We start from the raw sequence: 20,680 nt of genomic DNA, 5'->3' as shown, positions 1-20,680 counted from the left end.
TCGTTGTTGCGTCGTGGTTATGAGATGACCCGCCGCCTCTGCCGGGCGCTTGCGCGGGGTGGTGGGGCCTTGCTCAGCCCCGGGTGATCAGCAGCGGCTCCTCCAGCCAGTGTTCTTCAAGGTTGGGCGTCTCGCCGATGCGGTCGACCACGGCAAAGAGGCCGGGCGCATGCAGCGGTGTCAGCACCCCGTGCCATGTGCCGCGGTGGAAATTGATCCCCTGACCGGGCGCGGCGAGAAAGGCATGCACCTCTCCCGGTGTCGCGTTGCCGCCTGCGCCCGGCTCGGCCACGATCACCAGCCATTCGTTCTGGTGCATCGGCACGAAGGCCTGACTGCCTTCGGGATGTCGCTCGACCAACTCCAGCGTGTAGGGCAGGGCGCGTGGCTCGGCGTCGAAGAGGCTGATGCCCGCCCGTCCGCCGGGCCCGAAGGCCATCGCGGCGCGGTCGTGGTGCCGCCCGCACAGCCCTTGGTTGATGATCTTGTCAGGCGCGCCATTGATTTCAAGCACCTCGCCGAAGGGGGCGAATGCCTCTGCGGTCAGCGGTTTGATCAGGACTTGCTTCATCGTGCCGCTCCCACGGGTGCCAGCGAGACGTGGCGGTTGACGTCCTTGTAGAGCAGGTAGCGGAAGCGCTCGCTTTCCTCGACGATGCAGGCCTGCGGGCAGAAGGCGCGCAGCCACATGAAATCGCCCGGACCGACATCCACCCAATCCTGATTGAGCAGGTAGCGCGCCCGCCCTTCCAGCACGTAGAGCCCGTGCTCCATCACATGGGTCTCGGCGAAAGGGATGCGCCCGCCCTTGCCGAAGGTGACGATATTGGCGTGAAAGTCGTGCCGGATATCGGCGGGATCGAAAAACCGCTGCGTGCCCCAAAGCTCTTCGCAGCCGGGCATCCAGTTGATCGCCACCTCATCGTCATGGGTGACGATCACCGGTGGCACCGAGACCCCGGGCGCCGCCTCCCAGCGCTTGCGGATCCAGTGAAACTTGCAGGGCAGCTCGCCGCTGTTCCACAGCGTCCAGCCGGAACTGGGCGGCAGGTAGACCACATGGCCTGCGCGCAGATCAAAGGTCTCGCTGCCGACGCTCAGCCGCGCCATGCCCTCGGTGATCAGCAGCGCCGCCTGTGCCTGCGGATCGGGTTCGGGCGCATCGCTGCCGCCGCCGGGCGCCAGGTCCACCGCGTATTGCGCGAAGCTCTCGGCAAAGCCCGAAAGCGGCTTGGCGATGATCCACGCCCGGGCGTTCTGCCAGCCCGGCAGCAGCGAGGTGACGATGTCGCGCATAGTGCCGGCGGGGATGAAGGCATAGGCGGTGGTGAAGACCGCAGCGCCATGAGGGTTGTCCTCGCGCGGGGGCATGCCGGCGGGCGGGAAGGCGTAGGTTCGGGGCAGGGACATGACGCTCACAGGATCGCCTCCAGCCGCAGCCGCGCGATGCGTTCGACCTGACGGCAGGCCTCGGCAAACTCGGTCTCGGTGTCATGATCGATGCGACGTTCAAAGGCCGCAAGGATCCCCGCCTTGTCGTGGTCGCGCACCGCGATGATGAAGGGAAAGCCGTGCTTCTCGACATAGGCGTCGTTCAACTGGGTAAACCGCGCGCGTTCGGCGTCGGTCAGTGCGTCGAGCCCGGCGCTGGCCTGCTCGGCGCTGCTGTCTTCGGTCAGGCGCTTGGCCTCGGCCAGTTTTCCGGCGAGGTCGGGGTGCGCCTGCAGGACGCCCAGCCGTTCCTCGCGGCTGGCGGTGCGCAGCACGCGGGCGAGGGCATTGGCCAGACCGGCGGGGCGATCATGCGCAGCGCCCAACTCCAGATCAAAGGCGCGCTCGGCGACCCATGGCGAATGCTCGACGATGCCGCCGAAAGTGCCGACGAAAGTTTCGCGGTCCATGGTCGAGGGGCGCGGGCCCTTTTTCGGCGGATGCGTCTGCGCCCAGTGCTCGGCGATCTGCAGCCGCGTCGGCGTCCACACGCCCTCAAAGCCGCTGATGTAATCGATGAAGCGCTTCAGCCCCATCATCTTGCCGGGACGGCCGATCAGCCGACAGTGCAGACCCACCGACATCATCGCCGGCTTGCCCGCCTCGCCCTCGACGATCAGCGCGTCGAAGGCGTCCTTGAGGTAGGTAAAGAACATCTCGCCCTCGATCCAGCCGGGCGAGGTGGCGAAGCGCATGTCGTTGGCCTCGAGCGTATAGGGGATGATCAGCTGGTCCCGGTCGCCGACCTCCAGCCAATAGGGCAGATCGTCGTCGTAGGTGTCCGAGACATAATCGAACTGGCCGGTTTCCGCGACGAGCCGCACGGTGTTCTCGCTGCAGCGCCCAGTGTACCAGCCGCGCGGCGGGTCGCCCACGACCTCGGTGTGCAGGCGGATCGCCTCGGCGATGGCGGCGCGCTCTTCTTCCTCGGGCATGTCCTTGTGCTCGACCCACTTGAGGCCGTGCGAGGCGATCTCCCAGCCCGCGTCCTTCATCGCCTCCACCTGCTCGGGCGAGCGCGCGAGCGCGGTGGCGACGCCGTAGATGGTCAGCGGGATGTTGTAGCCGGTGAACAGCCGGTGCAGCCGCCAGAAGCCGGCGCGCGCGCCGTACTCGTAGATCGACTCCATGTTCCAGTGCCGTTGGCCTGGCCATTGTGCGGCCCCGGCGATGTCCGACAGGAAAGCTTCGGAGGCGGCATCGCCATGCAGGACGTTGTTCTCGCCGCCTTCCTCATAGTTAAGCACGAATTGCACGGCGATCTTCGCGCCGCCGGGCCATTTGGCGTCGGGGCGGTCGGGGCCGTGGCCGATCATGTTGCGGGGGTATCGCTGCATCTGCCGGTCCTCTGGCATGGGTCTTTCTCCTGTCGATACTGGCGCGCCGGAGGGTGCGGAACCGCAAAGCGACTGGGCCGCGCGCGCGCCTTGCCTCTTCTGTTAGCACCGCTGAAAAAAGGAGCAAGTTCTTGTGGGAAGGGCGCGCCCATGCCCGGACGGTGCGCGACCGGCATGTCCGGATGCCTCCGGCGGGGATATTTGGGTCTAGACGAAGACCACAAGAGACACGCCTGCCGCTTCGTCTAGACCCAAATATCCCGGGGGAGAGGCGCGCCGCGCCTCGGGGGCAGAGCCCCCTCTATTCCCTTTCTGGATGCCGCTATCGCTGGTGTGCCGGGTCCATTCTGCACGGCACCATATGGACAGAGTGCCCCTCAGACCCTATGTGCACCCATCATGGCCAAGCAGAAGTCCGACCCGAACTACAAGATCATCGCCGAGAACCGGCGCGCGCGCTTCGATTACGCGATCGAGGACGATATCGAATGCGGTATCGTTCTGACCGGCTCGGAGGTCAAAAGCCTGCGTGAGAACAGCTCGAACATTGCCGAGAGCTACGCTGCGGTGGAAGAGAGCGAGCTGTGGCTGGTGAACTCTTATATCGCGCCCTACAACCGCGCGATGTTTCCGCACGAGGAGCGGCGCCGCCGCAAGCTGCTGGTGTCGAAAAAAGAGCTGGCGCGGCTGTGGAACGAGACCCAGCGCAAGGGCATGACGATCGTGCCGCTGGTCATGTATTTCAACCACAAGGGCATCGTTAAGCTGAAGATCGGCATCGCCAAGGGTAAGAAGAACCACGACAAGCGCGAGACCGAGGCGAAACGCGACTGGAACCGCCAGAAGCAGCGCCTGCTCAAAGAGCGCGGCTGAGACGCAAGACGCCCTGCAACACGCGTGGCCTGGCGGCTCAGGGTTGCCAGTCCGCGGCGAGCACCGTAGAGACGACACGATGCTGACTGCCCCGGGGAGAGGTAATGGCAAGTGACGATCCCAAGACGCTGGTTTCAACTGACTGGCTGGCGCGCCACCTGAAGGACCCGGACCTGCGCCTGCTCGACGCGAGCTGGTATCTGCCGGGCTCGGGCCGCGATCCCAAAGCCGAGTATGAGGCGGCGCATATTCCCGGCGCGCGGTTCTTCGACATCGACGAGGTGTCCGACCAGCGCTCGGAACTGCCGCATATGGTGCCGCCGGTCGACAAGTTCATGTCGCGCATGCGCGCGCTTGGCGTCGGCGATGGCCACCAGATCGTGGTCTATGACGGTGCCGGTTTGTTTTCCGCGGCGCGCGTGTGGTGGCTGTTCAAGCTGATGGGCCACGACGATATCGCCGTGCTCGACGGCGGGCTGCCGAAATGGCAGGCCGAAGGCCGCGAGATCGAGGATCTGCCGCCGCTCATCCGTGACCGTCACATGATGGTGCGCCGGCAGAACCATCTGGTGAAGGACGTCACGCAGGTTTCGGCCGCCGCCAAGCTGCGCGATCACGAGATCATCGATGCCCGCGGTGCCGAGCGCTTCCGCGGCGATGTGCCCGAACCGCGACCGGGTCTGCGCGCCGGCCATATTCCCGGCTCCAAGAATGTGCCGTTTTCCGTGCTGCTCAACGCCGACCAGACGCTAAAGGCACCCGAGGCGCTGCGCGCCGCTTTCGAGGCGGCAGGGGTCGATCTGTCGAAGCCGGCGATCACGACCTGCGGCTCGGGCGTCACCGCGGCGATCCTGAGCCTTGCCCTGACACGCATGGGAAAGACCGACCATGCCCTTTATGACGGGTCCTGGAGCGAGTGGGGGCAATTCCCCACGCTGCCCGTCGCCACCGGAGAGGACTGATGTTCGAGACTCTGAAAGAGCAACCCGCCGACAAGATCCTGATGCTGATGCAGGCCTTCCGCGAAGACCCGCGGGAGCAGAAAATCGACCTCGGGGTCGGCGTCTACAAGGACGCCAGCGGCAACACGCCCGTCATGCGCGCCATCAAGGCCGCGGAAAAGCAGCTCTGGGAGACCGAGACCACCAAGGCCTATACCGGGCTGGCGGGCGATCCCGCGTTCTCGAACGCGATGATCGATCTGGTGCTGGGCGATGCCGTCCCGCGCGAGACCGTGGCCGCGGCGGCGACGCCGGGCGGCACCGGCGCGGTGCGTCAGGCTTTTGACATGATCAAGCAGGCCAACCCCAAGGCCCGCGTTTTCGTGTCGGACCCGACCTGGCCGAACCACCTGTCGATCCTCAAGCACATGGGGCTGGAAATCGTCCCCTACCGCTATTTCGACAATGAGACCCGCAGTGTCGATTTCGTCGGCATGATCGCCGATCTGCATCAGGTGATGCCGGGCGACGTGGTGCTGCTGCACGGCTGCTGCCACAACCCCACCGGCGCCAACCTCAACCTCGCGCAGTGGAAGGCGGTCACCGATCTGCTGCTCGAGAAAGAGGGCACGCCGATGATCGACATCGCCTATCAGGGCTTTGGCGACGGTCTGGAAGAGGATGCGGCGGGCGTGCGTCACGTGGCGTCTTCGGTGCCCGAGTGCCTGATCGCGGCCTCCTGCTCGAAAAACTTCGGCATCTACCGCGAGCGCACCGGCCTGCTTATGGCGGTGGCCAAGGACGCCGGCGCGCAGAAGCTCAACCAGAGCACGCTGAACTACCTCAACCGCCAGAACTTCTCGTTCCCGCCGGACCACGGCGCGCGTCTGGTGTCGATGGTGCTGGCCGATCCCGAGCTGCGCGCTGATTGGGCCGCGGAGCTTGAAGCGGTGCGCCTGTCGATGCTGGGCCTGCGCGAGCAGTTGGCATCGGAACTGCAGCGCCTGTCGGGGTCCGACCGGTTCGGCTTCATCGCGCAGCACCGTGGCATGTTCTCGCGACTTGGCGCGACGCCCGAGCAGGTCGAGACCATGCGCCGGGACCACGGTGTCTACATGGTTGGCGACTCGCGCCTGAACATCGCCGGGCTGAACGAGACGACCGTGCCGGTCCTCGCCGAAGCGATCGTGAAATCCGGCGTCTGAGCCGGGATTGGAATGACGTGGCAACGCGGGCCTTCGGGCCCGCGTTTGCGTTTGAGGCGTCAGCCGTGCGTGGCGAGACTGTCCTGCGGTGCCTCGTCCCGATTTTCCATGCCGTAGTCGCGAAGAACGTGACACACCCGCAGCCGGTAGTCCGCGAAGATGCCGTCGCGACCGGCCTTTTGAGCGCCGCGGTGCGCTGCAAGGCTGCGCCAACGGGCCACCGCCGCCTCGTTTTCGAAAAAGCTGATCGAGAGCAGCTTGTCGGGATCGGTGAGGCTCTGGAACCGCTCGACGGAAATGAACCCTTCGACCTGCTCGACCATGGGGCGCATCGTAGCGGCGATATCGAGATACTCCTGCTTGCGCCCTGTGGCGGGGATGACCTCGAAGATGATGGCGATCATGGCTGGCTCCTCCTTGCGGGCAGCTTTCACCGCGGCGCCGGGAATTGGCAAGCGGGCCGGGGGCGGAGAGGTTGAGCTGTGCGTATTTTTGAAGAGAAGAAGGCGGCTGGCGAGGTGTGGCGGGCTTCTGTCTTCGCGAGATATGTCGCGAAAGTCGCGCCTTTTGTCTGTCATGCGGTGAGCCGGGGTGCGCGGATTTACAGACCCCGAGCAAACACCTATGTCGCGCCTGAGTATCGGAGGTTTGCATGGCGCAGAAAGACACCGCTCTACGTCGCGGGGTGGTCTACGTGGCTTGGGGGCGTGAGCACGTCGAGGTGGCGCGGCGGTCGGCGGCGAGCGTCAAGAAGCACAACCCCGACCTTGGTACGGCGATCTGGTGCAAGGACGGCGACGATGTCTCGGGCTTTGATCAGGCATTCTACATCCCAGAGGGGCTGAAGCGCCCCAAGGTTAATGTGCTGGGCGAAAGCCCCTATGACGAGAGCCTCTTTCTCGACAATGACACCATCGTGCGTGCCGATCTGGGCAGCTTCTTCGACCTGCTGCGCAAATACGAGATTTGCGGCACGCAGGTGATCCTGTGGCATCGGCCGCGGCATCAGAAACCGATCCGTGAGGACCTGCCGGAGAGCTTTCCCGAGATCAACACCGGCGTTTTGCTCTATCGCAAGACACCGGCCGTGCTGGAGCTTTTCGCCGATTGGGCCGAGAGCTTCAGAGCCTCTGGCATGAAGATCGATCAGCCGAGCTTTCGCGAGGCGCTGTGGCGCTCGGACGTGAAATTCTATGCCTTCACCCCGCAATTCAACAAGCGCGTCTTCTTTGCGTCGGAACTGATCTGGTCCGATGCGCCGAAGCCGCGCATCCTGCATCTTGAACTGCTGCGCCCGCAGAAGAACGCCTTTCTGCGCTGGCTGTCGCACCGTATCCGCTGACCTCGCCCGCTTCTGCGCTAGCTTGCCCGCAGGAGGGGCTCATGCGACCCTTCATCCCGGAGGATGTGATCCATGTCTGAGACGATGACCCGAGACGAAACCAGCCTGCTGCCGCAGGTCCACGAGCCCCGCAATCCCGGCATGCCGCTGGATATGGACCTGGTGATGCGCTGCACCGCCAACCGCTCGGCGATCGAGCGACGTGCCGCGAGCCTGCCGGGCCGCCGGTCGGTGAAGAAGGACTATCAGGCGGCGTGGCTGGCGCGCGCCATCAGCTGCATCGACCTGACCACACTGTCGGGCGACGACACGCCGGGCCGGGTGGCGCGGCTCTGCGCCAAGGCGCGCCAGCCGGTGCGCGCGGATATCCTCGAGGCGCTGGGGCTGGAAGGGCTGACCACCGGCGCGGTTTGTGTCTATCACGACATGATCGCCCCGGCGGTGCAGGCGCTTGAGGGCACCGGCATCCCCGTGGCGGCGGTTTCAACGGGCTTCCCGGCGGGGCTGTCGCCGTTCCACCTGCGCGTGGCCGAGATCACTGAGAGCGTGAAGGCGGGTGCGCGGGAGATCGACATCGTCATCTCGCGCCGCCACGTGCTGACCGGCGATTGGCAGGCACTCTACGACGAGATGCGCGCGTTCCGGGAGGCCTGCGGTGAGGCGCATGTGAAGGCGATCCTCGCCACCGGCGAGCTGGGCACGCTGCAGAACGTCGCGCGCGCCTCGATGGTTTGCATGATGGCGGGCGCGGATTTCATCAAGACCTCCACCGGCAAGGAAAGCGTCAACGCCACGCTGCCGGTGAGCCTCGTGATGATGCGGGCGATCCGCGAGTACTTTGAAGAGGCCGGCTACCGGGTTGGCTACAAGCCTGCGGGCGGCATTTCCAAGGCCAAGGATGCGGTGACCTATCTTGCGCTGGTCAAGGAAGAGCTGGGCGATCGCTGGCTGCAGCCCGACCTCTATCGCTTTGGCGCTTCCTCGCTGCTGGGCGACATCGAGCGGCAATTGGAACACCATGTGACCGGGGCCTACTCGGCCTCCTGGCGCCACGCCGCTGGTTGATGGCGCGTCTGCGTATTTGGAGAACACTGAAATGGGCGTGAAAGAGATTTTCGAGAGCATGGACTACGGACCGGCCCCCGAGAGCGCCGCGGATGCGCTGACGTGGATTGTCGACCAGGGCTCGCGCTTTGGCTGCTACATCGATGGCGAATTCACCAAAGCGGGCGAGACCTTCGAGAGCCGCAACCCGGCCACCGGCGAGGTGCTGGCCGAGGTGACGCAGGCGGCGCAGGGCGACGTCGACGCGGCGGTGAAGGCGGCACGCGCGGCGCAGCCGGGCTGGGCGAAGATGGGTGGCAAGGGTCGGGCGCGTTTCCTTTACGCGCTGGCGCGGCTGGTGCAGAAGCACGCGCGCCTGCTGGCGGTGCTGGAAACCCTCGACAACGGCAAGCCGATCCGCGAGAGCCGTGATATCGATATCCCGCTGGCGGCGCGGCACTTCTACTATCACGCAGGCTGCGCGCAGTTGATGGACAAGGAACTGCCCGGTCAGGAACCGCTGGGGGTCTGCGGGCAGATCGTGCCGTGGAACTTCCCGCTGCTGATGCTGGCGTGGAAGGTCGCGCCGGCGCTGGCCATGGGCAACACAGTGGTGCTGAAGCCAGCCGAATGGACTTCGCTCACGGCACTGTGCTTTGCCGATCTGTGCCAGCAGGCCGGTCTGCCGAAAGGCGTGGTGAACATCGTCACCGGCGACGGCGCGGTGGGCGAGATGATCGTCGGTGCCGAGGTCGACAAGATCGCCTTCACCGGGTCGACCGAAGTTGGCCGCAAGATCCGCACCGCCACCGCCGGCAGCGGCAAGTCCCTGACGCTCGAGTTGGGGGGCAAGTCGGCTTATGTGGTGTTCGAGGACGCCGATCTCGACAGTGCGGTCGAAGGGCTGGTGGACGCCATCTGGTTCAACCAAGGACAGGTGTGCTGCGCTGGCTCGCGCCTGCTCGTGCAGGAAGGCATCGCCGAGCGCTTCTATGAAAAGCTCAAGGCGCGGATGGCCAAGCTGCGTATCGGCGATCCGCTCGACAAATGCATCGACATTGGGGCCATCGTCGACCCCAAACAGAAGGCCCGGATCGAAGCGCTGATGGCCAAGGCGGACGGCGAGGGCGCGGTCTATCAGAGCTGCGCTGCGCCGGAAGGCTGCTTCTACGCGCCGACGCTGGTGACCGGCCTCGCGCCGGCCTCAGTGCTAATGCAGGAAGAAATCTTCGGCCCGGTGCTGGTCTCGACCACTTTCCGCACCCCCGCCGAGGCGGTGCAGATCGCCAACAACACCCGCTACGGGCTGGCGGCCTCGGTCTGGTCCGAGAATATCAACACCGCGCTCGACGTGGCGCCGAAGCTCGAAGCAGGTGTGGTCTGGATCAACGGCGGCAACATGTTCGACGCGGCGGCGCCATTCGGCGGGCTGCGCGAGAGCGGGTTCGGTCGCGAAGGCGGCTGGGAGGGGCTGACCGCCTACACCAAGCCCGCCGGCAAGGCGAAGGCGCTGAAGAAGGTCGAGGCCTTTGCGGGCGAGACGGCGGAGCCGCAGGACGTCGACCGCACCGCCAAGCTTTACATCGGTGGCAAGCAGGCGCGGCCCGATGGTGGCTATGCGCAGAACATCTACGACAAGAAGGGCAAGCTGTTGGGGCAAGCGCCGATCTCGTCGCGCAAGGACATCCGCAATGCCGTGGAGGCGGCGCGAGGTGCGGCGGGCTGGTCTGCTGCCACGGCGCACAACCGCGCGCAGGTGATCTATTTCATCGCCGAGAACCTGCAGGCGCGCGCCGGCGAATTCGCCGCCCGGATTGATGCCATGACGGGCGGCAAGGGCGGCGCGGCGGAGGTTGAGGCCTCGGTCGATCGGCTGTTCACCTATGCGGCATGGGCCGACAAATACGAGGGGGCGGTGAAGCCCGTGCCGCTGCGCGGCACCGCGCTCTCACTGCGCAAACCCACCGGCGTGGTCGGGGCGTTCTGCCCGGACGAGGCGCCGCTTCTGGGGCTTGTCTCGGTCATGGCGCCGGCCATCGCCATGGGCAACCGCGTTGTGCTGGTTGCCTCCGAACCCTTCCCGTTGGCGGCGACGGATTTCTATCAGGTGCTCGACACATCCGATCTGCCGGGCGGGGTGGTCAACATCCTCACCGGTCCGCACGAAGACCTCGCGCCGACGCTGGCCAGCCACATGGACGTGGAGGCGGTGTGGAGTTTCTCGTCCTCCGATCTGTCCAAGGCGATCGAGGCAGGCGCGGCGGGCAACCTCAAGCGCGCTTGGGTGAACGGCGGTAAGGGCCGCGACTGGATGGCGGCGGACGGGGAGGGGCATGCCTTCCTCGAGGCCGCGACCGAGGTGCAGACCGTGTGGATTCCCTGGGGCGCGTGAGTCGCCGCCTGTGCGAATTGCGCGGGGCGCATGGGCGCCTCGCCGATTCAGGCGTTGATTCAGCCGGCTGGCTTGTCTAAAGGGCTGTCTTTCCCCGCGCCGTTGAGAAAACGGCCTCGCGATGCTATCTTTAGATCATGCCCTGCGCCGGGGTTACATTCGGCGTGCGCAACCAAGGAGGACATTGTCCTGTCTGTTACTGCCGATGCGGCTGGTGCCGCTGATGCGGGGATGCCCATGACGGGGCTGACCCAAACCGAGGTCACGAGCGAGCAGATCCTTGCCGCCGTCCTCAAGTCTCTCGACGACAACAAGGCCGAGGAAGTCGTGCAGATTGATCTGCGCGGCAAGACCTCTGTCTGCGATCACATGGTGATCTGCTCGGGGCGCTCCTCGCGGCAGGTGGCATCGATCGCCGAGAAGCTCGCCGAGGATCTGAAGCACGAGCTGGGCGTCCTCGCCAAGACCGAAGGCGAGGAAACGGGCGACTGGGTTCTGGTGGACACCGGCGATGTGATCGTCCACGTGTTCCGCCCCGAGGTCCGCGAGTTCTACCAGCTCGAGAAGATGTGGATGCCGCTGGGCAAGGTGACCCAGAGCGCGACCTGACGGAGCGTTCATGCGCGTGCATCTCTGCGTCGTGGGCCGGCTTCGGTCTGGCCCCGAGCGCGACCTTATTGACGATTACCTCAAGCGGTTCGACCGCACCGGGCGGGCGCTTGGCCTTGGACCGGTGAACGTTGTCGAAGTGGAGGACCGCAAGGGCGGGGGGATGGCAGCCGAGGCGGCGCTGCTGCGCAAGGCGATCCCCGCCGGTGCCAAGCTGTGCGTGCTTGACGAGCGGGGCAGGCTGGTGAGCTCGCCCGATTTCGCCCAGAAGGTTGCCGGATTCCGTGATCAGGGCGTCGGCGATCTGGCCTTCGTTATCGGTGGGGCGGATGGGATCGATCCGGCGCTGCGCGCCGAGGCGGACATGGCGCTCAGCTTCGGGCAGATGGTCTGGCCACACATGCTGGTGCGGGTGATGCTTTCAGAGCAATTGTACCGCGCTGCGTCGATCCTTGCCGGAAGTCCTTATCATCGCGTTTGAAACAGGTCTGTCGGCGGGTTTTCGCCGTTACGGCGACACGACCTTGGCGGGAATCCGCGCGGACACAACCCGTTCGTTGCAAAGGCGGAAAAGCCTGAATTAGCTGCAAGATATCGCGCCGTCGCGCAGCTGTGAAGACGAGCGAGGTTGACGTGCCCCATATCTGTCCCTGCCGGCTCCCCCGCCGGTCCCGGGTAGGTCAACAGCCCCGGAGTTTCCCCGAACTCCGGGGCTCCCCAATTCCAGCGGTCCCCCAAGTGGCGCCCAAGCGGGCATTCAGCTGTACGCGTAGACCAGCAGAATGATCCCGAGGATCACCCGGTAGATTACGTACGGCGTGAAGCTGACCGAGCGCAGCAGCCGCATCATCAATGTCAGCGCCAGCAGCGCCGCGACGAATGCGAAGGCGGCGGCGATCGCACCGTCCTTGGCGGCCTGTGCATCGGCGGTGCCGATCACCTCTGCGCCCAGCAGCACGCCCGAGGCAAAGATCGTGGGGATCGACATCAGCATGGCGATCTTGGCGGCGTCGTGGCGGGTGTAGCCCATCTGCCGCGCGCCGGTGATGGTGATGCCCGAGCGCGAGGTGCCGGGGATCAGCGCGACCGCCTGCCACAGACCCAGCTTGATCGCGTCGCTCAGGTTCCAGTCTTCTTCGGTCTTCATCTGCGGGCCTTTCTGGTCGGCCCACCACAGCACGATGCCAAAGATCAGCATGGTCCAGCCGATCACGGCGACCGAGCGCAGCATGTCCGACAGGCCCGTGACACTGAGGATGAGCCCGATGAGAATGACCGGAACGGTGGCCACGGCCAGAAGGAAGGCGAGTTTTGAGCCGGGCGTGTCGATCTTGCCGGTGAGCATGCGCGGCACGCCCGCGAGGCCTGTCTTCACGTCTGACCAGAAATACAGCACGACGGCGAAGAGCGTGCCCACATGGACCGCGACATCGATGACTTGGCCCTGATCCTGCATGCCGGTGAGATTCGGCAGAAGAATCAGGTGACCGGAGGAGGAAATCGGGAGAAACTCGGTAATACCCTGGATGAGGGCGAGGATAATCAGTTGCGTCAGGGGCATGTAATCTGCACTCCGCTGAAATAATCCATATCGTCTTAGGCCCTTGGTTTTCAGGGGGAAAGAGGGAAATTGGTCCGATATCGGACCTATTTCCCGGTCAAGAACAGCTGCCGCTGGCGGCTTCGGGGAAATTTTTATCAATATAGGTCAATACCTCTGACTTTTATTCGGATCGGACCTTATGTAATGAAGCCCGACCGATTGATTTGCTTGGAGACAAGGCATCATGGCAAAGCAACCCATGCTGAAATTCGTGAAGATCGAGCGCGACATGCCCGAGAAGCGGGAGGCGAGTGTCCGTAGCCACGACTTCGACGAAATTTACGCTGAGTTCGCAAAGGCCAAGGCCGAGGAGCAGGCGAGCCGCTGCAGCCAGTGCGGTGTGCCGTACTGCCAGTCGCATTGCCCTCTGCACAACAACATTCCCGATTGGCTGAACCTCACAGCGACCGGCCGTCTGGAAGAAGCCTACGAGATCAGCCAGGCCACCAACACCTTCCCCGAGATCTGCGGCCGCATCTGCCCGCAGGACCGTCTGTGCGAAGGCAACTGCGTGATCGAACAGTCCGGTCACGGAACCGTGACCATTGGCTCTGTCGAAAAATACATCACCGACACCGCGTGGGAGCAGGGCTGGGTGAAACCCCCGGCACCCGTGGCGGAGCGTGACGAAAGCGTTGGCATCATTGGCGCGGGCCCCGGCGGTCTTGCCGCGGCTGACATGCTGCGCCGCGCCGGCGTGCAGGTCACTGTCTATGACCGCTACGACCGCGGCGGCGGCCTGCTGACCTACGGCATCCCGGGCTTCAAGCTCGAGAAGGACGTGGTAATGCGCCGTATCAAGCAGCTCGAGGACGGCGGCGTGCGCTTCGTCTTCAACTGCAATGTCGGCGGCGACATGAGCTTTGACGAGATCCGCGATCAGCACGACGCGGTGATCATCGCCACCGGCGTCTACAAGTCGCGCGACCTGCGTGGCCCCGGTGCGGGTGCCAAGGGCATCGTCAAGGCGATCGACTATCTCACCGCCTCGAACCGCACCGCCAACTTCGGCGACACCGTGCCCGAGTACGAAAGCGGCGAGCTCAACGCGAAGGGCAAGCGCGTCGTGGTGATCGGCGGCGGCGACACCGCCATGGACTGCCTGCGCACCGCGATCCGTCAGGGTGCAGAGAGCGTGAAATGCCTCTACCGCCGCGACCGCGCCAACATGCCCGGCTCGCAGCGCGAGACCGCCAACGCCGAAGAAGAGGGCGTGCAGTTCGAATGGCTGACCGCGCCCAAGGGCTTCAAGGGCGACGAGGCTGTCGAAGCGGTGATGGTGCAGCGCATGCGCCTCGGCCTGCCCGACGCCACGGGCCGCCAGTCGCCCGAGTTGATCGATGGCAGCGACTACGAAGAGCCTGCCGATCTGGTGATCAAGGCGCTTGGTTTCGAGCCCGAGGAACTGCCGACGCTGTGGGGCGCGCCCGAACTGGAAGTGACCCGCTGGGGCACCATCAAGGCCGAGTTCACCTCGGGCCGTACCGCGCTGCCCGGCGTCTATGCCGTGGGTGACATCGTGCGCGGCGCGAGCCTTGTGGTCTGGGCGATCCGTGACGGCCGCGATTGCGCCGAGCATGTGCTCAAGGACTTCGACAAGGTGGCGGCGATCGCCGCTGAATAAGCCCCGCTCAGCCAATGCACATCCCATGCACAAACCATGCGCATGGGGCGTGCGCCCCCCTGAGACCCGCCGCAAAGAAAGGTCAGCCCTGCCGACCTTCGCCGAGAAAAGGATCGGAGCATGACGCAGAAGACCGGACATTGCCTGTGCGGCGCGGTGCGCTTCACGGTGACCGAGTTCGGCAACTTCGGCGTCTGCCATTGCGAGCAGTGCCGCCGCTGGGCCGGCTCCGCGCTGTTCGCGGTGAACGTGCCCGAGGCGGCCATCGAGATCGAGGGCGCCGAGGCGATCCGCAGCTTCCGCAGCTCGTCCTGGGCCTCGCGGCACTTCTGCGGCACCTGCGGTTCGGTGTTGTGGTATCGCTTCGACAAGGGCGTCGACGGGGCAGGTGAGTATGAGGTCTGTCTGGGGCTGCTGGATGACGGCAACGGGTTCGAGATGAAGAGCGAGATCTTCTCGGACGAAAAGCCCGACAGCTGGGCGCTTTCCGGGGGCCATGCGACCTACACCCGCGCCGAGACGCTTAAGAAGTTCGGTGCGGATGTGAGCGGCGCCTGAGCCGCCACCAAGAATTCCGGCGCGACATCGCGCCATTTCATTCGGCGCGCGTGTCGCGCCAGCCACGTATCCCGGCCGCTGCCGCGGCCTTCCATGGAGGTGCTAAGCCATGACCACTTTCGACGCAAACTGGGTTGCCGCAGAGGAAGCCAAGCGCAAGTGGATGGAGGAGAACGGCCTGTTCCGCGAAGAGCATGAACACTCTTCGTGCGGTGTCGGCCTTGTCGTCTCCATCGACGGGAAACCGTCGCGCAAGGTTGTCGAGGCGGGCATCGACGCGCTGAAAGCCATCTGGCACCGCGGCGCGGTCGACGCCGACGGCAAGACCGGCGATGGCGCGGGCATCCACGTGCAGATCCCCGTCAGCTTCTTCTACGACCAGATCGAGCGCACCGGCCACGCGCCGCGCAAGGACGAGCTGATGGCCGTCGGTCAGGTGTTCCTGCCGCGCACCGACTTTGCCGCGCAGGAGACCTGCCGGACCATCGTCGAGACCGAAGTGCTGCGCATGGGTCACTACATCTATGGCTGGCGCCACGTGCCGGTGAGCGTGGAGTGCCTTGGCGAGAAGGCCAATGCGACCCGCCCCGAGATCGAACAGATCCTCATCTCCAACGCCAAGGGCGTCGACGAGGAAACCTTTGAGCGCGAGCTTTACGTCATCCGTCGCCGCATCGAGAAAGCCGCGGCTGCCGCTGGCGTGGGTGGGCTCTATATCGCCTCGCTGTCGTGCCGGTCGATCATCTACAAGGGCATGATGCTGGCCGAGCAGGTCGCTGTGTTCTACCCGGACCTGCAGGACGAGCGTTTCGAAAGCGCCTTTGCGATCTACCACCAGCGCTATTCCACCAACACCTTCCCGCAATGGTGGCTGGCGCAGCCCTTCCGGATGCTTGCCCACAACGGCGAGATCAACACCATCAAGGGCAACACCAACTGGATGAAGTCGCACGAGATCCGCATGGCCTCGGCGACCTTCGGAGAGATGGCAGAGGACATCAAGCCGATCATCGCGCATGGGGCGTCGGACTCTGCCGCGCTCGACGCGGTGTTCGAAGTGCTGGTCCGCGCCGGGCGCAACGCGCCGATGGCCAAGACCATGCTGATCCCCGAGGCGTGGTCGAAACAGGCGGTGGAACTGCCGCAGGCGTGGCTGGACATGTATTCCTACGTCAACTCGGTGATGGAGCCGTGGGACGGCCCGGCCGCGCTGGCGATGACCGATGGCCGCTGGGTCTGCGGCGGTCTCGACCGCAACGGCCTGCGCCCGATGCGCTACGTCGTCACCGGCGACGGGCTGCTGATCGCCGGCTCGGAAGCGGGCATGGTGCCGGTGGACGAATCCACCGTGCGCGAAAAGGGCGCGCTTGGCCCGGGCCAGCTGATCGCCGTCGACATGGAAGAGGGCAAGCTCTACCACGACACCGAAATCAAGGATCGTCTGGCTGGCAGCCAGCCGTTCGGCGACTGGGTCGGCAAGATCACCGAGCTGGACGAGAGCCTCGGCAAAGTGGCCGAAAAGCCGCTGTTCACCGGCGGTGAGCTGCGCAAGCGCCAGATCGCGGCGGGCTACAGCATCGAGGAACTGGAGCAGTCGCTGTCGGCGATGGCCGAGGACGGCAAGGAAATGCTCGCCTCGATGGGCGACGACACGCCGTCGGCGGTTCTGTCCAAGAAGTACCGCCCGCTCAGCCACTTCTTCCGGCAGAACTTCAGCCAGGTGACCAACCCGCCGATCGACAGCCTGCGCGAATTCCGGGTGATGTCGCTGAAGACCCGCTTCGGCAACCTCAAGAACGTGCTCGACGAGAGCTCGTCGCAGACCGAGATTCTCGTGCTCGACACGCCTTTCGTCGGCAACGCGCAATTCGACGAGCTGACCCGCCATTTCAACGCCGGGCTGGTCGAGATCGACTGTACCTTCCCCGCCGGTGCCGGCGAAGGCGCGCTGCGTGACGGTCTGGCGCGCATCCGGGCCGAGGCCGAGGACGCGGTGCGCTCGGGCGGTGGCCACATCGTGCTGACCGATCACCATCAGGGCGACGGCAAAGTCGCCATGCCGATGATCCTCGCCACCTCGGCGGTGCACAGCTGGCTGACCAAGAAGGGCCTGCGGACGTTCTGCTCGCTGGGTGTGCGCTCGGCGGAATGCATCGATCCGCATTACTTCGCGGTTCTCGTCGGCTGCGGCGCGACCATCGTGAACCCCTATCTGGCCGAGGACAGCATCGCCGACCGCATCGAGCGTGGCCTGCTGGACGGTTCGCTGACCGAGAACGTCGCGCGCTACCGCGAGGCGATCGATCAGGGCCTGCTGAAGATCATGTCCAAAATGGGTATCTCGGTGATCTCGTCCTACCGCGGCGGTCTCAACTTCGAGGCCGTGGGCCTGTCGCGCGCCATGTGCGCCGAGTATTTCCCCGGCATGCTGTCGCGGATCTCGGGCATCGGTGTGCACGGCATCCAGCAGAAGGCGGAAGAGGTGCACGCGCTTGGCTTCAAGGGCGGCCGCGACGTGCTGCCGATCGGCGGCTTCTACAAGGCCCGCAAGTCGGGTGAGACCCACGCCTGGGGCGCGCAGTCGATGCACCTGATGCAGGCGGCCTGCAACAAGTCGAGCTACGAGCTGTGGAAGACCTACTCCAAGGCGATGCGGGCCAACCCGCCGATCCACCTGCGCGACCTGCTGGACTTCAAGCCGATGGGCAACGCGATCCCGCTCGAAGAGGTGGAAAGCATCACCTCGATCCGCAAGCGCTTTGTCACCCCCGGCATGTCGCTCGGCGCGCTGTCGCCCGAGGCGCACAAGACGCTGAACGTGGCGATGAACCGCATCGGCGCCAAGTCCGACAGCGGTGAGGGCGGCGAGGATCCGGCACACTTCGTGCCCGAGCCCAACGGCGACAACCCCTCGGCGAAGATCAAGCAGGTGGCTTCGGGGCGCTTCGGTGTGACCGCCGAGTATCTGAACCACTGCGAAGAGCTTGAGATCAAGGTCGCCCAAGGCGCCAAGCCCGGCGAGGGCGGCCAGCTGCCCGGCATGAAGGTCACCGACCTGATCGCCAAGCTGCGCCATTCGACCAAGGGTGTGACGCTGATCTCGCCGCCGCCGCACCACGACATCTACTCGATCGAGGATCTGGCGCAGCTGATCTACGACCTCAAGCAGATCAACCCGCGCTGCAAGGTGACGGTGAAGCTGGTGGCCTCCTCGGGCGTCGGCACGATCGCTGCGGGCGTGGCGAAGGCCAAGGCCGACGTGATCCTGATCTCGGGCCACAACGGCGGCACCGGTGCTTCGCCGGCGACCTCGATCAAATACGCGGGTCTGCCGTGGGAAATGGGGCTTACCGAGGCGCATCAGGTTCTGGCGATGAACAAGCTGCGCGGCCGCGTGACGCTGCGCACCGACGGCGGGCTGCGCACCGGGCGTGACATCGTCATGGCCGCGATGCTCGGCGCCGAGGAGTTCGGCATCGGCACCGCCGCGCTGATCGCCATGGGCTGCATCATGGTCCGCCAGTGCCAGTCGAACACCTGCCCGGTGGGCGTCTGTACTCAGGACCCGGAACTGCGCGACAAGTTCACCGGCAACGCCGAGAAGGTGGTGAACCTGATCACCTTCTACGCCACCGAGGTGCGCGAGATTCTCGCCTCCATCGGCGCGCGCTCGCTGAACGATGTGATCGGCCGTGCCGACCTGCTGAGCCAGGTCAGCCGCGGCGCCGAGCATCTCGACGATCTCGACCTCAACCCGCTGCTGATCCGTGTCGATGGCGCGGACGACATCGTCTACGACCGCAACAAGGGCCGCAACGAGGTGCTCGACACGCTCGACGCCGAGATCGTCCGGGACGGCAGCCGCTTCCTCGAGGACGGCGAGAAGATGCAACTGTCCTACGCGGTGCAGAACACGCACCGCACCGTGGGCACGCGCACCTCGAGCCACATCGTCAGCAAGTTCGGCATGCGCAACGCGCTGCAGCCCGACCATCTGCACGTGAAGCTCACCGGCTCGGCTGGCCAGTCTCTGGGGGCCTTCGCGGCGCCGGGGCTGAAGCTGGAAGTGTCGGGCGATGCCAACGACTACGTCGGCAAGGGCCTGTCGGGCGGCACCATCGTGGTGCGTCCGCCGATGATGTCGCCGCTGACCGCGTCCGACAACACGATCATCGGCAACACCGTGCTCTACGGCGCCACCGACGGCTACCTCTTTGCCGCCGGCAAGGCGGGCGAGCGCTTCGCGGTCCGCAACTCGGGCGCGCAGGTGGTGGTCGAGGGCTGCGGCACCAACGGCTGCGAGTATATGACCGGCGGTGTCGCCGTCATCCTCGGCCCGATCGGCGCCAACTTCGGGGCCGGCATGACCGGCGGCATGGCGTATCTCTATGATCCCGAGGGCCTCGCAGGGGACCTGATGAACATGGAGAGCCTCGTGTCCTGCCCGGTGCGCGAAGAGTACTGGGAAGCCGAGATGAAGGGGCTGATCGAGCGCCACGCGCAGGAGACGGGCAGCCGCAAGGCGCTGGATATCCTGCAGAACTGGGAGACCGAGAAAGGCAACTTCCTGCAGGTCTGCCCCAAGGAGATGCTCAACAAGATCGCCCATCCGCTGGGCATCGAGCAGGACATGGCGGTGCCGGCGGAGTAATCCGCAGCCGCCTACCAGAACCGCAGCGCCCGGGCCATAGGCCCGGGCGTTTCCGTTCCAGCACGGCGCGAGATGCTTTCCCGCGCGCGCCGCCACGTGTAAGTCTGGCCTCATGGCGCGAGCAGCAAAAAAGACCACAGGCAAATCGAAGAAAACCGGCAAAACCGCAAAGGCGGGCAGGGCGGCACCGCGGCCCCGGCCGCTGCGCGCGCTGCTGCGGCGGGCGGTGCAGACGGCGCTGCTGCTGGTGGCGCTGGTGGTTCTGGCGGTGTTGAGCTACCGGTTCATCAATCCGCCGGGCACCTTCTACATGTGGAGCGAGGGGCGCCGGCTGGGCGCGCCGGTGGCCTACGATTGGGCCGATGCGGAAGACGTGGCGCCGGTGATGATGCGGGCCCTGGTGGCTGCCGAGGACGCGAATTTCTGCACCCATTGGGGCTTTGACATGCGCGCGATCCGCGCGGCCATCGCCGAGGGGGGCAACCGCGGCGCCTCGACGATCAGCCAGCAGGTGGTGAAGAACGCCTTTCTCTGGCAGGGGCGCAGCTGGCCCCGCAAGGCGCTGGAAGCCTCGATCACCCCGCTGATGGAGGCGCTCTGGCCGAAGCGGCGTATCCTCGAGGTCTATATGAACATCGCCGAGTTCGACGCGGGTGTTTTCGGCGTCGACGCGGCCGCGCGGCATTATTTTGGCGTCGCGCCAGCCGAACTGAGCGCGGCGCAGGCGGCGCGGCTGGCGGCGATCCTGCCCGACCCCAAGGACCGCTCCGCCGCCCGCCCGTCGAACTTCGTCGAGCGCCGCGCCGCGCAGATCCGCGACGGTGCGGCGACCATCGCCCGAGACGGCCGGGCGGGGTGTTTCGAAGACGGCTGAGCCGCGGGCTTCTTCTCTTGGCAAATACGCCGGGGGAGGCGCGCGCAGCGCGGCGGGGGCAGCGCCCCCAAAACCCGCTCGCCGCAGCGCCGCGGAATGTGGCGCGCGGCACGGCTGCTCCGGCCATCACCCGCCC

The 20,680-nt window shown here is 65.6% G+C and carries 17 protein-coding genes; 12 read left to right on the top strand and 5 right to left on the bottom strand.

Translation table 11 applies throughout. The annotated features are described in order from the left end of the window. Positions 1–73: 73 nt before the first annotated feature. Genes ACXAJT_RS05005 through puuE form a run of 3 tightly spaced genes read right to left on the bottom strand, consistent with a single transcriptional unit; the run spans position 74 to position 2,828 of the window. Positions 74–571, bottom strand: coding sequence for an ureidoglycolate lyase (locus ACXAJT_RS05005; RefSeq protein WP_475233424.1), 498 nt, complete (start codon positions 569–571; stop codon positions 74–76). Beyond that, positions 568–1,410: a bifunctional allantoicase/(S)-ureidoglycine aminohydrolase gene (locus tag ACXAJT_RS05000; protein ID WP_475233422.1), complete on the bottom strand. Its 843-nt coding sequence runs from the start codon at positions 1,408–1,410 to the stop codon at positions 568–570. The genes ACXAJT_RS05005 and ACXAJT_RS05000 overlap by 4 nt, the downstream gene beginning before the upstream one ends. Before the next feature lie 5 nt (positions 1,411–1,415). Then, positions 1,416–2,828 (bottom strand): allantoinase PuuE, encoded by a 1,413-nt coding sequence (puuE, locus tag ACXAJT_RS04995; protein WP_475233421.1) that lies wholly within the window; start codon positions 2,826–2,828, stop codon positions 1,416–1,418. Positions 2,829–3,227: 399 nt separating this feature from the next. On the opposite strand from puuE, the gene smpB reads away from it, so the two are divergent. From smpB to ACXAJT_RS04980, 3 genes are all read left to right on the top strand, one after another. Continuing rightward, positions 3,228–3,701 (top strand): SsrA-binding protein SmpB, encoded by a 474-nt coding sequence (gene smpB / locus ACXAJT_RS04990; RefSeq protein ID WP_475233420.1) that lies wholly within the window; start codon positions 3,228–3,230, stop codon positions 3,699–3,701. A gap of 104 nt (positions 3,702–3,805) precedes the next feature. After that, positions 3,806–4,663: a 3-mercaptopyruvate sulfurtransferase gene (gene sseA / locus ACXAJT_RS04985; RefSeq protein ID WP_475233418.1), complete on the top strand. Its 858-nt coding sequence runs from the start codon at positions 3,806–3,808 to the stop codon at positions 4,661–4,663. Further along, complete coding sequence (locus tag ACXAJT_RS04980; protein WP_475233417.1) at positions 4,663–5,847, top strand: amino acid aminotransferase; 1,185 nt, start codon at positions 4,663–4,665, stop codon at positions 5,845–5,847. The genes sseA and ACXAJT_RS04980 overlap by 1 nt, the downstream gene beginning before the upstream one ends. A 59-nt stretch (positions 5,848–5,906) precedes the next feature. Here the strand turns inward: ACXAJT_RS04980 and ACXAJT_RS04975 are convergent, their stop codons facing one another. Beyond that, positions 5,907–6,251, bottom strand: a complete 345-nt coding sequence (locus ACXAJT_RS04975; RefSeq protein ID WP_475233415.1) for an antibiotic biosynthesis monooxygenase family protein — start codon at positions 6,249–6,251, stop codon at positions 5,907–5,909. 248 nt (positions 6,252–6,499) lie between these two features. Between ACXAJT_RS04975 and ACXAJT_RS04970 the strand changes: the two genes are divergently transcribed. The 5 genes from ACXAJT_RS04970 (at position 6,500) to rlmH (ending at position 11,715) form a co-directional block, all read left to right on the top strand. Beyond that, a complete protein-coding gene (locus tag ACXAJT_RS04970) occupies positions 6,500–7,189 on the top strand; it encodes a hypothetical protein (protein WP_475233413.1) in 690 nt (229 codons plus the stop codon). 72 nt (positions 7,190–7,261) lie between these two features. Further along, entirely contained in the window at positions 7,262–8,254 is a 993-nt protein-coding gene (gene deoC, locus ACXAJT_RS04965; RefSeq protein WP_475233411.1) for a deoxyribose-phosphate aldolase, read from the top strand. A 31-nt stretch (positions 8,255–8,285) separates the two neighbouring features. Continuing rightward, positions 8,286–10,625, top strand: a complete 2,340-nt coding sequence (locus ACXAJT_RS04960; protein WP_475233410.1) for an aldehyde dehydrogenase family protein — start codon at positions 8,286–8,288, stop codon at positions 10,623–10,625. Between the two features lie 231 nt (positions 10,626–10,856). After that, positions 10,857–11,234, top strand: a complete 378-nt coding sequence (rsfS, locus tag ACXAJT_RS04955; RefSeq protein ID WP_475233409.1) for a ribosome silencing factor — start codon at positions 10,857–10,859, stop codon at positions 11,232–11,234. 10 nt (positions 11,235–11,244) lie between these two features. Continuing rightward, positions 11,245–11,715 (top strand): 23S rRNA (pseudouridine(1915)-N(3))-methyltransferase RlmH, encoded by a 471-nt coding sequence (rlmH, locus tag ACXAJT_RS04950; protein ID WP_475233407.1) that lies wholly within the window; start codon positions 11,245–11,247, stop codon positions 11,713–11,715. Between the two features lie 276 nt (positions 11,716–11,991). On the opposite strand, the gene ACXAJT_RS04945 is transcribed toward rlmH, so the two are convergent. After that, on the bottom strand, positions 11,992–12,795 hold the full coding sequence (locus tag ACXAJT_RS04945; protein WP_475233405.1) for an undecaprenyl-diphosphate phosphatase: 804 nt from the start codon (positions 12,793–12,795) through the stop codon (positions 11,992–11,994). A gap of 226 nt (positions 12,796–13,021) precedes the next feature. On the opposite strand from ACXAJT_RS04945, the gene ACXAJT_RS04940 reads away from it, so the two are divergent. The 4 genes from ACXAJT_RS04940 (at position 13,022) to mtgA (ending at position 20,544) form a co-directional block, all read left to right on the top strand. After that, positions 13,022–14,461, top strand: a complete 1,440-nt coding sequence (locus ACXAJT_RS04940; protein WP_475233402.1) for an NAD(P)-dependent oxidoreductase — start codon at positions 13,022–13,024, stop codon at positions 14,459–14,461. A gap of 120 nt (positions 14,462–14,581) precedes the next feature. Further along, positions 14,582–15,019, top strand: coding sequence for a GFA family protein (locus ACXAJT_RS04935; RefSeq protein ID WP_475233398.1), 438 nt, complete (start codon positions 14,582–14,584; stop codon positions 15,017–15,019). 109 nt (positions 15,020–15,128) lie between these two features. After that, positions 15,129–19,670 carry a glutamate synthase large subunit gene (gltB, locus tag ACXAJT_RS04930; protein ID WP_475233394.1) on the top strand — a complete coding sequence of 1,514 codons (4,542 nt, stop codon included), beginning with the start codon at positions 15,129–15,131 and terminating at the stop codon, positions 19,668–19,670. A 112-nt stretch (positions 19,671–19,782) separates the two neighbouring features. Next, entirely contained in the window at positions 19,783–20,544 is a 762-nt protein-coding gene (gene mtgA / locus ACXAJT_RS04925; protein ID WP_475233392.1) for a monofunctional biosynthetic peptidoglycan transglycosylase, read from the top strand. The last annotated feature ends 136 nt before the right edge of the window (positions 20,545–20,680 follow it).

This window comes from Salipiger sp. ABF4_146, from assembly GCF_056161345.1.
The sequence above is the reverse complement of the archived record's forward strand: the minus strand, read 5'-3'. Positions and strand labels throughout refer to the sequence as shown.

Excerpts from the sequence above, each read along its gene's own strand:
- sseA (WP_475233418.1), top strand. The coding sequence starts at position 3,806 with ATGGCAAGTGACGATCCCAAGACGCTGGTTTCAACTGACTGGCTGGCG.
- ACXAJT_RS04935 (WP_475233398.1), top strand. The coding sequence starts at position 14,582 with ATGACGCAGAAGACCGGACATTGCCTGTGCGGCGCGGTGCGCTTCACG.
- rlmH (WP_475233407.1), top strand. The coding sequence starts at position 11,245 with ATGCGCGTGCATCTCTGCGTCGTGGGCCGGCTTCGGTCTGGCCCCGAG.
- ACXAJT_RS04970 (WP_475233413.1), top strand. The coding sequence starts at position 6,500 with ATGGCGCAGAAAGACACCGCTCTACGTCGCGGGGTGGTCTACGTGGCT.
- ACXAJT_RS04940 (WP_475233402.1), top strand. The coding sequence starts at position 13,022 with ATGGCAAAGCAACCCATGCTGAAATTCGTGAAGATCGAGCGCGACATG.
- ACXAJT_RS05005 (WP_475233424.1), bottom strand. The coding sequence starts at position 571 with ATGAAGCAAGTCCTGATCAAACCGCTGACCGCAGAGGCATTCGCCCCC.
- mtgA (WP_475233392.1), top strand. The coding sequence starts at position 19,783 with ATGGCGCGAGCAGCAAAAAAGACCACAGGCAAATCGAAGAAAACCGGC.
- ACXAJT_RS05000 (WP_475233422.1), bottom strand. The coding sequence starts at position 1,410 with ATGTCCCTGCCCCGAACCTACGCCTTCCCGCCCGCCGGCATGCCCCCG.
- gltB (WP_475233394.1), top strand. The coding sequence starts at position 15,129 with ATGACCACTTTCGACGCAAACTGGGTTGCCGCAGAGGAAGCCAAGCGC.
- ACXAJT_RS04975 (WP_475233415.1), bottom strand. The coding sequence starts at position 6,251 with ATGATCGCCATCATCTTCGAGGTCATCCCCGCCACAGGGCGCAAGCAG.
- ACXAJT_RS04960 (WP_475233410.1), top strand. The coding sequence starts at position 8,286 with ATGGGCGTGAAAGAGATTTTCGAGAGCATGGACTACGGACCGGCCCCC.
- smpB (WP_475233420.1), top strand. The coding sequence starts at position 3,228 with ATGGCCAAGCAGAAGTCCGACCCGAACTACAAGATCATCGCCGAGAAC.
- ACXAJT_RS04980 (WP_475233417.1), top strand. The coding sequence starts at position 4,663 with ATGTTCGAGACTCTGAAAGAGCAACCCGCCGACAAGATCCTGATGCTG.
- ACXAJT_RS04945 (WP_475233405.1), bottom strand. The coding sequence starts at position 12,795 with ATGCCCCTGACGCAACTGATTATCCTCGCCCTCATCCAGGGTATTACC.
- deoC (WP_475233411.1), top strand. The coding sequence starts at position 7,262 with ATGTCTGAGACGATGACCCGAGACGAAACCAGCCTGCTGCCGCAGGTC.
- puuE (WP_475233421.1), bottom strand. The coding sequence starts at position 2,828 with ATGCAGCGATACCCCCGCAACATGATCGGCCACGGCCCCGACCGCCCC.
- rsfS (WP_475233409.1), top strand. The coding sequence starts at position 10,857 with ATGCCCATGACGGGGCTGACCCAAACCGAGGTCACGAGCGAGCAGATC.